We start from the raw sequence: 12,646 nt of genomic DNA, 5'->3' as shown, positions 1-12,646 counted from the left end.
CGGGGTGGACGGGCGGCCGGCCCCCGCCCCGCGCGGGGCCGCACGCCGTGACGCCCCCTCACCGGTCCGTCACGGGCCGAAGAGCTCCTCCACCAGGTCCTCGGCCGTGACGTGGTCCGGTGCGGAGAGGATCCAGTCCCCGACCCCCTTGATGCCGGTCCCGCGCTCCAGCGCGTTCAGGCAGGCGTTGGCCTCCTGGTCCGAGGCGAAGTCCCAGGCCAGGAGGCGCCGGATCAGCACCACGGCCTCCAGCGGGCTGATCCGCGGCCGCCGCACGGGGCGGGAGCGGCGGGCCGGCTGCGCCAGCCGCTGCTGGTAGCCGGAGAGGTCGTGCCAGGCCTGGACGGTGGTCGGGTGCTGCTCGCCGAGCGCCCGGGCGAGCTCCGGCAGCAGGGTGTGCAACTGGCGCACGGCGCCGTCCAGGTCACCGCGGTTGGCCGCGTAGACCGCCAGGTCGTGCCGGGCCTTCAGCACCCGGGCGTCGTGGCCGCCCCAGGCGGCGTGCATGTCCGGCAGCAGCTGGGAGAGCTGGCGGATCGCGGTGACGGTCTCGCCGCTCTCGCCGATGCACCAGGTCAGGTGGTACCGGGCACCCAGGGTGTCCGGGTCGGTCAGACCGAGCGCGAGCCGCATGTCCTCGACCACCGTGGAGAGCAGCCGGATCGCCCCGTCGAGGTCGCCGGCCCGGCTGAGGTACCAGGTGAAGTCCCGCCAGGCGCAGAGCGTGTCCCGGTCGGTGGCGCCGAGTGCGACGACGCAGTCCTGGGCGACCGCCTGGAGCTGGATGGCGGACCCCCCCGCGGTGGACGCCCGGAAGGCCGCGTTCCGGCGCTCGCGCAGCGCCGCCCGGACGGCGTCGCCGGCCGCGGCGGGCGGGGCGGTCACCGGCGGCGTGGTGAGCGGCGACAGGACGGGCGGCGCCTCGGCCCGCGGTGGCGCCACGGGCCGGACGGGCGGCACCGGCGGAACGGCCGGAGCGACGGCCGGAGCAACGGCCGGCGGCGCGACCGGCGGAACAGCCGGAGCGGCAGCCGGCGGAACAGCCGGAACGGCAGCCGGCGGAACGGACGACGGAACAGCCGGCGGAAGCGGCGCCGGCCGGTCCAGCACCGTCGCGGCCGGGGCCGACGGGGCGGCCACCCCCTGCGCCGCGCGCCGCTCCGCCAGGTCCGCGAGCCGCCGCTCGACCGTCCTCGCGTCGGCCGGGCGGTCCGCCGGGTCCTTCGCCAGCAGCTCGGTGACCAGCGCGGCCACCTCGTCCGGCAGCCCGAACTGCGCCGGGTCCAGCGCCGGCGGCGGCTCGTTGAGGTGCTGGTACATCAGTACCGGCGTCGAGTCGCCGCTGAACGGCCGCGCTCCGGTGCAGAGTTCGACCAGCACGCAGCCGAACGCGTAGAGGTCCGCCCGGCCGTCCACCCGGCCGCCGGTCCAGCGCTCCGGCGCCATGTACGCGGGGCTGCCGATGACCGTCCCGGTGGTGGTGAGCCCGCCCGCCCCGACGTCGAGTTGGGCGATCCCGAAGTCCAGCACCTTCAGCACGCCGGCCGCGGTGACCATGATGTTGTCCGGCTTGATGTCGCGGTGCACCATGCCCGCGTCGTGGGCGGCGGCCAGCGCGGAGCAGATCTGCCGCCCCCAGCGCAGGCTCTGCACCGGGTCGGGCAGGCCGGACCGGAGCACGTCGGTCAGGGTGCGGCCGGTGAGCAGCTCCATCACCAGGTACGTCACCTGCCGGCCGCCGAGCTCGCCCTCCCCGAGGTCGTGCACGGTGACGATGTGCGGGTGCGAGAGGTTCCCCGCCGCGCAGGCCTCCCGGACGAACCGCAGCGCGGCCTTCTGCTGGTCCTCGCCGTGGTGGCCGATGACCTTGACCGCCACCTGCCGCTGCATCCGGGTGTCGAAGGCCCGCCACACCACGCCGAAGCCGCCCTGGCCGAGCCGCTCCAGCAGCTCGTACCGGCCGTCGAGGACATCCCCGACCGTCACCCGCCCCACCCCCCGCCTCTCGAAAGCCGTCACACTCTACCGACGCCGCAGGGCCCGCCCGGGGCCCCTGCCCCCGTCCCTTCCCAGGTGGAAGGATGGGTACCGGCTCCCGCAACGGTGCGAGGGGCCGACGATCAGCCGAGGAGCGCAGTCATGGCCAAGCAGGCCCCGCAGAGCGACCCGGCGCAGGACGCCCCCGAGGTGTCCGCGCCCCAGCACGCTGCCGCCGGGCTGCCCGCCGTCGGCCACAGCCTCCGGATGGCCACCGAGCAGATGGGCGCCCGCCGCACCCTGGCCACCCTGCGCAAGGTCAACCAGCCCGACGGCTTCGACTGCCCCGGCTGCGCCTGGCCCGAGCCGGGCAAGACGCACACCGCCGAGTTCTGCGAGAACGGGGCGAAGGCCGTCGCCGAGGAGGCCACCGAGCGCAGGATCCACGCCGAGTTCTTCGCCGCCCACCCGGTGGCGGAGCTCGCGGAGCGCTCCGGCTACTGGCTCGGCCAGCAGGGCCGCCTCACCGCACCGATGCTGCTGGACGAGGGCGCGACCCACTACACGCCGATCGGCTGGGACGAGGCCTTCGCGCTGATCGCCGAGGAGCTGCGCGCGCTGGACACCCCGGACGGCGCCGCGTTCTACACCTCCGGCCGGACCAGCAACGAGGCCGCCTTCGCCTACCAGCTGTTCGCCCGCCGGCTGGGCACCAACAACCTGCCCGACTGCTCCAACATGTGCCACGAGTCGTCCGGCTCGGCCCTCACCGAGACGCTCGGGGTCGGCAAGGGCAGCGTCAGCCTGAAGGACCTCTACCAGGCCGACCTGATCATCGTGGCCGGCCAGAACCCGGGCACCAACCACCCGCGGATGCTCTCCGCCCTGGAGCGGGCCAAGCGCGCCGGAGCCACCGTCGTCAGCGTCAACCCGCTGCCGGAGGCCGGCCTGGAGCGGTTCAAGAACCCGCAGAACGCGCGCGGCCTGGTCGGCCACGGCACCAAGCTGACCGACCTCTTCCTCCAGATCCGGCTGGGCGGCGACCTCGCCCTGTTCCGCGCGCTCAACCAGCTGATCCTCGACAAGGACGCCGTCGACCACGCGTTCGTCGCCGAGCACTGCCACGGCTTCGAGGAGTTCGCCGCCGAGGCCCGCGAGACCACCCGGGAGGAGGTGCTCGCCGCCACCGGCCTGCCCTGGGAGCAGATCGAGGAGCTGGCCCGGATGGTGCTGGCGTCGGAGAAGGTCATCGTGTGCTGGGCGATGGGCCTCACCCAGCACAAGCACGCCGTGCCGACCATCCGCGAGGTGGTCAACTTCCTGCTGCTGCGCGGCAACGTGGGCCGTCCGGGCGCCGGCGTCTGCCCGGTGCGCGGGCACAGCAACGTGCAGGGCGACCGGACGATGGGCATCTTCGAGCGCCCGTCGGAGGCCTTCCTGGACGCGCTGGGCGGCGAGTTCGGCTTCGAGCCGCCGCGCGCGCACGGCTACGACTCGGTGGACACCATCCGGGCGATGCGCGACGGCAAGGTCCGGGTGTTCTTCGCGATGGGCGGCAACTTCGTCGCGGCGACCCCGGACACCGCGGTCACCGAGGCGGCGATGCGCCGTTGCCGGCTCACGGTGCACGTCTCCACCAAGCTCAACCGCTCGCACGTGGTGACCGGCGCCCGCGCGCTGATCCTGCCCACCCTGGGCCGCACCGACCGGGACGTCACCGCCAAGGGCGCCCAGTTCGTCTCCGTCGAGGACTCGATGGGCCAGGTGCACTCCTCCCGCGGCGGCCTGCGCCCGCCCGCGCCGGGACTGCTCTCCGAGGTGGCGATCGTCTGCCGGCTGGCCCGCGCCGCCCTCGGCCCGCAGGACGGCGTGCCGTGGGAGGAGTTCGCCGTCGACTACGACACCCTGCGGGACCGGATCGCCCGGGTGGTCCCGGGCTTCGCCGACTTCAACGAGAAGGTCCGCCGCCCCGGCGGCTTCACGCTGCCGCACGGCCCGCGCGACTCCCGGACCTTCCCGACCGCGACCGGCAAGGCCAACTTCACGGTCAACCCGCTCACCGCGCCGGAGGTGCCGGCCGGCCGCCTGCTGCTGCAGACGCTCCGCTCGCACGACCAGTACAACACCACGATCTACGGCTTGGACGACCGCTACCGCGGCATCACCGGCGGCCGCCGCGTCGTCCTGGTGAACCCGGCCGACGCGGCCGAGCTGGGCCTGGCCGAGGGGGTGTACGTCGACCTGGTGGGCGAGTGGAAGGACGGTGTGGAGCGCCGCGCCCCGCACTTCAAGGTGGTGCACTACCCGGTGGCCCGCGGCGGCGCCGCCGCGTACTACCCGGAGACCAACGTGCTGGTGCCGCTGGACTCCACCGCCGACATCAGCAACACCCCGACCTCCAAGGCCGTGGTGGTCCGCTTCGAACCGGACAGCGGCGCGAGCTGAGCACGGAACGCCCGAGGGGGCCTGCGGACCGCGAAAGGTCGGCAGGCCCCCTCGGGCGTTCGCGTCAGTTCTGCCCGGTCGGCAGCGGCGTGGCCGAGGTGGTGCCCGGGGCCGAGGCACTCGCGGAGCCGGTGCCGGTGGCCGAGGCGGACGAGGTCGGCGTCCCCGTGGGCGTCCCGGTGGGGGTGCCCGTCGGGGTGCCGGTCGGCGTGGTGGTCGGCGTTCCCGTGGGCGTCCCCGTCGGGGTACCGGTCGGCGTACCGGTCGGCGTCCCCGTGGGCGTGCCGGTCGGGGTGCCCGTGGGCGTGGTGGTCGGCGTCCCCGTGGGGGTGCCGGTCGGCGTGGTGGTCGGGGTGCCCGTGGGCGTGGTGGTCGGCGTCCCCGGTGCGGGGGTCCCGGGTGCGGGCGTCCCCGGGGCCGGCGCGTCCGGGGCGGGCGTCACCGGCACCTGGTTGGCCGGGCTCGGCGCGATCGGGGTGACGGTGTCCCAGCCGGCCGGGAGGTCCGGCACCTTCCAGGCGCCTCCCGCCTCGTCCGAAGCGGTCTCCGGGTCCGGCCGGACGGCGCCGAGGATCGGCATCGAGCCGATCGGCGACACCTTGATCACGGCCCCCGGCCGCGGCGCCTGCACGACCAGCCCGCCGCCGATGTACATCGCGACGTGGGTGGCGCCCTCGAAGTAGATGACCAGGTCGCCGGGGCGCAGCTGGTTCAGCGCGACGTGCTGGAGCTGGGCCCACTGCTCCTGGCTGGTGCGCGGGATCGGCTTGCCGGCGTGCAGCCAGGCCTGCGAGGTGAGGCCGGAGCAGTCGAAGGTGTCGGGGCCGGCGCCGCCCCACACGTACGGCTTGCCCAGCTGCGCCAGCGCGTACGCGACGGCGGCCCGGCCGGCCAGCGAGGGGGTGCGCTCGCCCTTGCCGAGCGCGCCGGAGGCGAGGAAGGCGAGCTGGGCCTCGTCGGCCTTGGCCTTCTCCAGCTTCTCCAGCTCGGTGCGCTGGGCGCCGGTGAGCGAGGAGACCAGCTGCTCGACGGAGGTGAGGTCGGTGGCGACCTTGGCCTTGGCGGCGTCCTGCTGGCCGACCAGCACCTGCGAGCTCTTCAGCGCCTCCTCGTTCTGCTTCTGCAGACCGGTGAGCGCGTCGCGGTCGTTCTTCAGCCGGCCCAGGAACTCGGACTGCGAGCGGCTCGCGGCGGCGAGCAGCTCGGCGATGGTGACCGCCTCGTACGGGTCCTTGGAGAGCAGCAGTTCGGCGTAGGCGGACGCGGCGCCGTTGCGGTACTGGGCCGCGGCGAGCTGGGCGGCGATGTCGGTGCCGGCGTCGACCAGCTTCTGCTGGCGCTCCAGCCTGTCCTTGAGGTCGGCGAGCGCGGCCTGCTGCTCGGCGACCTTGGCGACGGTGGCGTTGTACTGCTCGGTGGCGGCCTCGGCGCCCTTGTACAGCTCGTGCAGCTTGTCGAGCAGCGGGCCGAGGGTGGCCTTGGCGTCGGCGAGCGGGTCGGCCCCGGGCGCGGCGGTCGGGGCGGTGACGCCGGGCGTGCCCGGGTCCGGTGCGGCGTAGGCTGCCTGGGTGGCCAGCGGCAGGGCGAGCGCGGCGGCCGCGAGCACCGCCCCGCAGCGCAGGGCCGCCCGTACCCACGGTCGCAGTCCGGCCGTCTCCGTCCGCTGTGCAGCCCCGCCCATGGGTGTGTCCTCCCCGACCCGACGGTCCGGGGTGTCCGGATCCACGCAGATCCTGTCATGGGTTACCCGTCAGAAACAGACCGCGCCCGCACGGGTCGGTGAATTCTCAGGTCCGGGGGCCGGTCCGACTGTGAGCCGGGTCTCACCAAACCGGACCGAACCAGGACGTTCTGCGCCAATGCCCAGCTCAGCACGGTCGTGGACACCTCGGGGAAAGGTGCCGGCAACCCCTCCGACACTGTCGGAACCACGAATCCCGGCCCAGTTCATCTTCCGTTCACCGAACGTCCCTACCGTCGCGAGCGACACCAACGTCAGTGCGACAACTACGACGATTGTTTGGGTATGGAACACATCTCGTTCCTGGTTGCCGTCGTGATCATCACGGCGCTCGCCTTCGACTTCACCAACGGGTTCCACGACACCGCCAATGCGATGGCCACCTCCATCGCGACGGGAGCCCTCCGGCCCAAGGTCGCGGTCACCATCGCGGCCGTCCTCAACTTCGCGGGCGCGTTCCTGTCCGTGAAGGTCGCCACCACCATCTCCGGCGGCATCGTCAACGAGAAGACCGGCATCCACCCCGAGATCATCTTCGCCGCACTGGTCGGCGCGATCCTGTGGAACCTGCTCACCTGGCTGAGAGGCCTGCCGTCCAGTTCCTCGCACGCGCTCTACGGCGGCCTGATCGGTGCCACCGTCGTCGGCGTCGGCGTCAACGGCGTCAACTTCGACACCGTCGTCACCAAGATCCTCATCCCCGCGGTCGCCTCCCCGCTGGTCGCCGGCCTGGCCTCGTGGGGCGCCACCAAGCTGGCCTACGCGATCACCCGCAGGAGCAACGGCGAGACCGTCACCAAGGGCTTCAAGACCGGCCAGATGTTCTCCTCCTCGCTGATCTCGCTGGCCCACGGCACCAACGACGCCCAGAAGACGATGGGCATCATCACCCTGACCCTGGTCTCGGTCGGCGCCCTGCCCAAGGGCGCGCTGCCCCCCACCTGGGTGATCGTCTCGGCCGGTGCGGCGATCGCGCTCGGCACCTACATGGGCGGCTGGCGGATCATCCGCTCGATGGGCAAGGGCCTGGCGGACATCCAGGCTCCGCAGGGCTTCGCCTCCGAGTCGGCCGCCGCGACCGTCATCCTGACCTCGTCGCACATGGGCTTCGGCCTCTCCACCACCCAGGTCTGCTCCGGCGGCATCATGGGCGCCGGCCTCGGCGGCCCGAAGGCCGAGCTGCGCTGGAGCCTGGTCCGCCGCATGGTCTACACCTGGGGCCTGACCCTCCCGGCCGCCGCCGTGGTCTCCGGCGCCGCGGCGTTCCTCGCCCAGCAGGGCCCCTGGGGCGTGGCACTGGTCGGCGCCGCCCTGGTGGCCGGCTCCGGCGCGATGTGGATCATCTCGCGCCGCCAGCCGGTCGGCGCGGACAACGTCAACGACGTCAACCCGGTCGAGAACGTCACCCCGGTGGAGGTGGGCCCGGCCGGCACCCCCGCCGCCCCCACCGCCGCCTCGACCACGGTCGCGGCCTGAGCGCCGCCGGCTGAGGAGCACACACCATGCACATCAAGTGGAACGCCCTGGCGCAGACCGCCGGCTTCAGCTTCGGCATCACCGTCGCCGTGGTCGCCGTCTTCGCGCTCGGCATCCTGGCCCTCTCCCGCCGCGAGGCCGCGCTGACCGCGCAGCGCTCGGCGGCAGGCACCGGCGCCCCGTCCGCGGGCGCCGGCCGGCTGGCCCTGGCCGGCGCGTACGCCTGCTTCGCGGTCTGCGGCGCGGCCGTCCTCTACGGCCTGTCGCTGATCGCCGGCCACTAGCCGGTACGGCAGCGGCCACCGGCCGCACACGCCGAAGGGCTGGGGAGCATCCGCTCCCCAGCCCTTCGGCGTTCCCGCGGGCGCCCGGTCAGTCCTGCTGGGTGGTGCGCAGCGCGGTCTCGCGGATGAACAGCACCGTGACGAAGGCCAGCAGCGCGAACGGCGCCGCCATCAGGAAGACCACGCCCACGCCGTGCCCGAAGGCGTCCGTCACCAGCGGGACGATCGGGGCGGGCAGCTTGTGCAGGTCCGGGATGCCGCCGCCGGCCGCGGCGCCGGTGGCCGGGATGTGCGCGGCGGCCAGGTTCTCCGCCAGGTAGTGGCCGACCTTGTTGCTCATCAGGGCACCGAGCGCGGAGACGCCCATCGCGCCGCCCATGGTGCGGAAGAAGGTGACCACCGAGCTGGCCGCGCCGAGCTCGTGGCGCGGCACGGTGTTCTGCACGGCGAGGACGAGGTTCTGCATGGTCAGGCCGAGGCCGATGCCGGTGATCGCCATGTAGACGCAGAGCAGCCCGTAGGGGGTGTCGGCCCGGGCGGTGCCGAGCAGGCCGAAGCCGATGGCCAGCATGAGGGTGCCGGAGACCAGGTAGACCTTCCACTTGCCGTACTTGGTGATCAGCTTCCCGGCCACGGTGGAGGAGACGGCCAGGCCGAGGATCATCGGCAGGGTCATCAGGCCGGCGATGGTCGGGGACTTCTCCCTGGCCAGCTGGAAGTACTGGCTGAGGAAGGTGGTCGCGCCGTACATCCCGACGCCGACCAGGACGCTGGCGAGCGCGGCCAGGGCGACGGTGCGGTGGCGGAAGAGGTCCGGCGGGATGATCGGCTCGGCGGCGCGCTTCTCGACCACCACGGCGAGGGCGCCGAGCACCAGGCCGCCGCCGACCATGGCCGCGGTCTGCCAGGAGAGCCAGGCGTAGTTCTTGCCGGCCAGGGTGATCCAGATCATCAGCAGGCTGACGGCACCGGTGATGACCAGCGCGCCCAGGTAGTCGATCTTCACCTTGCGCCTGACCACCGGCAGCTTGAGCGTGCGCTGGAGCACCGCGATCGCGGCCAGCGCGAACGGGATGCCGACGTAGAAGCACCAGCGCCAGCCCAGCCAGGAGGTGTCCACGATGACGCCGCCGATCAGCGGGCCGCCGATGGTGGCCAGGGCGAAGACGGCGCCGAAGTAGCCGCTGTACCGGCCGCGCTCGCGCGGCGGGACCATCGCCGCCAGGCAGATCTGGGCGAGGGCGGTGACACCGCCGGCGCCGATGCCCTGGAGGGCGCGGCAGGCGATCAGCTGGCCGGTGTTCTGGGAGAGGCCGGCCAGCGCCGAGGAGGCGATGTAGATGACCAGGGCTATCTGCAGCAGCAGCTTCTTGCTGGCGAGGTCGGAGAGCTTGCCCCAGATCGGGGTGGAGGCGGTCAGGGTGAGCAGGGTGGCGGTGATCACCCAGGTGTAGGCGGACTGGCCGCCGTGCAGGTCGGTGAGGATGCGGGGCAGCGCGTTGGAGACGACCGTCGACGACAGCACGGCCACGAAGAGGCCGAGCAGGAGGCCGGACAGCGCCTCCATCACCTGCCGGTGCGTCATGGGTTGGTCGTCGGCGGTGGCGGCCCCGGTCGCGGCTTGGGTGGTGACGGTCATCTGGGTCCTTCGGCGGGGTGCGGGGCGGAAGCGGGAGACGGCGGACGAAGGGCAGGGAATCGTTGCCTTACGCAACCATAGGACGAATGGTTGACTAGGGCAACTTTCTTCAAGCCCAAGTAAAATCTGCCGCCGGCCCGGCCCCGGGCCTTGCGCCTCAGACCCCCATGCCCTCCCCGACCACGTCGTTGAAGCGGTGCAGCAGCTCCGCGAAGCGGGCCACGTCCTCCTTGGGCCAGTCGGCCATCAGCGCGCGCACCCGCTCCATCCGGGCGTCCCGCGCCCCCAGGAAACGCCGCCGGCCGTCCTCGGTGAGCGAGACCAGCGCCGCCCTGCGGTCCAACGGGTCCGCTTCCCGGTCCACCAGGCCCAGCTCCTCCAGCGCCCGGATCTGCCGGCTCACCGTGGCCTTGCCCACCGCGAAGTGCACGCCGATGTCGGTCACCCGCACCCGCCCGGCCTGCTCGATGTGGGCGAGCATGCTGTACGCCATGCCCTCCAGCTGGGGATGCACCCGGCGGGACATCTCCGCCACCCGGGCCCGGCCGCGCCGGAACAGCAGCGAGACCTCGCGCTCCACCGCCATCAGGGACTCGTCGTCACTCTCCGCACTCACGGCGCCAGTATCCCGCAGCCCACCGGACCCGGAAGCGGCGCGGGGAGGACGCCGCCCAACTAGTTGATGGTATGAAGTATCCGTTTGTCCTCTATCCGCCGATAGGCAAGGAGATGTGCATGACCGCCCCAGGACAGGTACCGGGACCGGGCCTCGTCGCCGAACTGAAGGGAGCGGTCACCCCGCGCACGGCGCTGCTGGTGATCGCCGTGCTCCTGCTCCAGTTCGGCTTCATCACGTCCTACGTCGGAGCCCTCCACCACCCGACCCCGCACGAGCTGTCGATCGCGGTGGTCGCCCCGCCGCAGGTCTCCCCCAAGCTGGTCGCGGCGCTGGAGTCGGTGCCGGACGACGCCGTCAAGGCCGTCACCGCGCCGGACGCCGAGACCGCCACCGCGCAGATCAAGGACCAGAAGATCTACGCCGCGCTGGTCCTCAACCCGGCCGGCACCGAGGACACCCTGCTGGTCGGCGGCGCCCGCGGCCCGTCCGCGGCCAGGGCGGCGGACACCATCGTCACCGCGCTGGAGAAGACGCAGGGCCGGACGGTGAAGACCGTCGACGTGGTGCCGCTGGCCAAGGGCGACCCCAACGGCCTCACCTCCTTCTACCTGGTGATCGGCTTCTGCGTCGGCGGCTACCTGGTCGCCTCGATCCTGGGCGTCAGCGCCGGCGCCAAGCCCGCCAACACCAACCGGGCGGTGATCCGGCTCGGCACGCTGGCGTTGTACTCGGTCGCGGCCGGCATCGGCGGCGCGATCATCGTCGGCCCGGTCCTCGACGCGCTGCCCGGCTCGTTCTGGGGCCTGGCCGGCGTCGGCGCGCTGGTGGTCTTCGCGGTCGGCGCGTTCACCATGGCGCTGCAGTGCCTGTTCGACATCATCGGCATCGGCATCGCGGTGCTGATCTTCGTGGTGCTCGGCAACCCGAGCGCGGGCGGGGTCTTTCCGCCGCCGCTGATGCCGCCGTTCTGGCGGGCGATCGGCGCCTGGATCCCGAACGGCGCCGGGACGGAGGCGACCCGCTCGATCGCCTACTTCGACGCCACCAACCTCGGCATGCCGCTGGTGGTCCTGGTGGTCTGGGCACTGGTCGGCGTCGGGGTCACCTTCGCCGCCGTCCTGCGCGGGCCGCGCGGCGGCCGCGAGCTCGTGCACCCGTAGGACACGCGCCCGGACGGTTCGCGCCGGCGGCGGCGCGAACCGCCGGGCACGGGCCCCGGCCGCGCTACACGTCCAGCCGGCCCGGGTCCGCGACGATCGCCCGGACCACGCCGACCGCGGCCCCGAGCAGCGGGCCGCGGCGGCCCAGCCGGGAGACCGTCAGCCGCTCGTCCGTCCAGGGGCGGACGGTCACCCGGGCCGCCAGCTCGGCCCGCATCGCCCCGAGCAGCCAGGGCGCCAGCCGGGCGTAGCCGCCGCCCAGCACCACCTCGGCCGGGTCGAGCAGGTTGACCGCCCCGGCCGAGGCGATGCCCAGCGCCGAGCCGGCCCCGGCCAGCGCCGCACGGACCTCCTCGTCACCGGCCCCGGCCCGCTCGGCGAGCAGCGCCACCCAGTCGCCGCGGATCCCCTCCAGGCCCGCCTCCCGCAGCACCGCCGCCTCCCCCGCGTACTGCTCCAGGCAGCCGTGCGACCCGCAGGCACAGAGCGGGCCGTCCGGGCGGACCGGCACGTGGCCCAGCTCGCCGGCGTAGCCGCGGGCCCCGCGCAGCAGCCGGCCGCCGATCACGATCGCCGCGCCGACCCCGGCCTCGGCGGAGACGTGCAGGAAGTGGTCCGGCGCCCCGCCCAGCCAGAGTTCGGCCAGCCCGCCCAGGTTGGCCTCGTTGTCGGCGGCGATCGGCAGCTCGGCCAGCTGCCCGGCACCGGCGGCGCGCAGCGCGAGCCGCAGCTCGGCGGTGACCGGCACGTCCTGCCAGCCCAGGTTGGCGGCCCGCTGGAGCTGCCCGCCGCCGTCGCCGACCAGCCCGGGGACGGCCAGGGTCAGCCCGGCCGGGCGCAGCCCCGCCTCCACGGCGGCCGCGCGCAGCAGCTCGGCCAGGTCGGCCAGGACGGCGGCGGGCCGCCTGCCCCGGTTGCGGATCTCCTGGCGGCGCCAGGCGCGGACCTCCCCGCGCAGGTCGACGACGCAGGCGCCGAGGTGCTCCACCCCGATCTCGGCGCCGAGGCCGCCCGGCCCCTGCGGGTTGAGGCCCAGCGCGGTGCCGGGCCGGCCGACCTTGCCGCTCGGTGCGGCCGGGCCCTCCTCGACCACCAGGCCGGCGGCGATCAGCTCCTCGGCGAGCGAGGAGACGGCCGCCCTGGTGAGGCCGGTGTCTGCGGCCACCTCGGCCCGGGAGCGCGGGGCACGCGCGATCACGCCGAGCACCAGCGCCAGGTTGGCCCGGCGCATGCCCTGCTGGCTGGCGGGCCCGGCCCGGAGGCCGTCCGTCTCGCGCATCGCCCTCACCCCGCTCGACTGCCGGA

The 12,646-nt window shown here is 73.9% G+C and carries 9 protein-coding genes; 4 read left to right on the top strand and 5 right to left on the bottom strand.

What is annotated here, in order from left to right; all coding sequences use genetic code 11:
- Positions 1 to 69 precede the first annotated feature (69 nt).
- The gene (locus tag J5Y04_RS43170; protein ID WP_209411253.1) at positions 70 to 1,986 is read right to left on the bottom strand and encodes a serine/threonine-protein kinase; all 1,917 of its coding nucleotides are present in this window, start codon (positions 1,984 to 1,986) and stop codon (positions 70 to 72) included.
- A gap of 153 nt (positions 1,987 to 2,139) precedes the next feature.
- Here J5Y04_RS43170 and J5Y04_RS08605 point away from each other — a divergent pair, with 153 nt between their 5' ends.
- A complete protein-coding gene (locus tag J5Y04_RS08605) occupies positions 2,140 to 4,422 on the top strand; it encodes an FdhF/YdeP family oxidoreductase (RefSeq protein WP_209411252.1) in 2,283 nt (760 codons plus the stop codon).
- A gap of 64 nt (positions 4,423 to 4,486) precedes the next feature.
- Here J5Y04_RS08605 and J5Y04_RS08600 read toward each other — a convergent pair whose 3' ends face one another.
- On the bottom strand, positions 4,487 to 6,103 hold the full coding sequence (locus J5Y04_RS08600; protein ID WP_209411251.1) for an NlpC/P60 family protein: 1,617 nt from the start codon (positions 6,101 to 6,103) through the stop codon (positions 4,487 to 4,489).
- A 345-nt stretch (positions 6,104 to 6,448) separates the two neighbouring features.
- Between J5Y04_RS08600 and J5Y04_RS08595 the strand changes: the two genes are divergently transcribed.
- A complete protein-coding gene (locus J5Y04_RS08595; RefSeq protein ID WP_209411250.1) occupies positions 6,449 to 7,639 on the top strand; it encodes an inorganic phosphate transporter in 1,191 nt (396 codons plus the stop codon).
- Positions 7,640 to 7,665: 26 nt separating this feature from the next.
- Entirely contained in the window at positions 7,666 to 7,923 is a 258-nt protein-coding gene (locus J5Y04_RS08590; protein ID WP_209411249.1) for a hypothetical protein, read from the top strand.
- 88 nt (positions 7,924 to 8,011) lie between these two features.
- On the opposite strand, the gene J5Y04_RS08585 is transcribed toward J5Y04_RS08590, so the two are convergent.
- Together J5Y04_RS08585 and J5Y04_RS08580 are read right to left on the bottom strand one after the other, a co-directional pair.
- On the bottom strand, positions 8,012 to 9,562 hold the full coding sequence (locus J5Y04_RS08585; RefSeq protein ID WP_209411248.1) for an MDR family MFS transporter: 1,551 nt from the start codon (positions 9,560 to 9,562) through the stop codon (positions 8,012 to 8,014).
- A 157-nt stretch (positions 9,563 to 9,719) separates the two neighbouring features.
- Entirely contained in the window at positions 9,720 to 10,178 is a 459-nt protein-coding gene (locus J5Y04_RS08580) for a MarR family transcriptional regulator (RefSeq protein ID WP_307853006.1), read from the bottom strand.
- Positions 10,179 to 10,297: 119 nt separating this feature from the next.
- Here J5Y04_RS08580 and J5Y04_RS08575 point away from each other — a divergent pair, with 119 nt between their 5' ends.
- On the top strand, positions 10,298 to 11,341 hold the full coding sequence (locus tag J5Y04_RS08575; protein WP_209411247.1) for an ABC transporter permease: 1,044 nt from the start codon (positions 10,298 to 10,300) through the stop codon (positions 11,339 to 11,341).
- Positions 11,342 to 11,405: 64 nt separating this feature from the next.
- On the opposite strand, the gene J5Y04_RS08570 is transcribed toward J5Y04_RS08575, so the two are convergent.
- Entirely contained in the window at positions 11,406 to 12,620 is a 1,215-nt protein-coding gene (locus tag J5Y04_RS08570; RefSeq protein WP_209411246.1) for an ROK family transcriptional regulator, read from the bottom strand.
- Positions 12,621 to 12,646: the final 26 nt, after the last annotated feature.

Source organism: Kitasatospora sp. RG8 (genome assembly GCF_017813315.1).
Taxonomy (GTDB): domain Bacteria; phylum Actinomycetota; class Actinomycetes; order Streptomycetales; family Streptomycetaceae; genus Kitasatospora.
This window is presented reverse-complemented; position numbering and strand designations above follow the sequence as displayed.

What these genes read in the sequence shown, in the direction of transcription:
- J5Y04_RS08605 (WP_209411252.1), top strand. Translation starts at nt 2,140, where the DNA reads ATGGCCAAGCAGGCCCCGCAGAGCGACCCGGCGCAGGACGCCCCCGAG.
- J5Y04_RS08600 (WP_209411251.1), bottom strand. Translation starts at nt 6,103, where the DNA reads ATGGGCGGGGCTGCACAGCGGACGGAGACGGCCGGACTGCGACCGTGG.
- J5Y04_RS08595 (WP_209411250.1), top strand. Translation starts at nt 6,449, where the DNA reads ATGGAACACATCTCGTTCCTGGTTGCCGTCGTGATCATCACGGCGCTC.
- J5Y04_RS08590 (WP_209411249.1), top strand. Translation starts at nt 7,666, where the DNA reads ATGCACATCAAGTGGAACGCCCTGGCGCAGACCGCCGGCTTCAGCTTC.
- J5Y04_RS08585 (WP_209411248.1), bottom strand. Translation starts at nt 9,562, where the DNA reads ATGACCGTCACCACCCAAGCCGCGACCGGGGCCGCCACCGCCGACGAC.
- J5Y04_RS08575 (WP_209411247.1), top strand. Translation starts at nt 10,298, where the DNA reads ATGACCGCCCCAGGACAGGTACCGGGACCGGGCCTCGTCGCCGAACTG.
- J5Y04_RS08570 (WP_209411246.1), bottom strand. Translation starts at nt 12,620, where the DNA reads ATGCGCGAGACGGACGGCCTCCGGGCCGGGCCCGCCAGCCAGCAGGGC.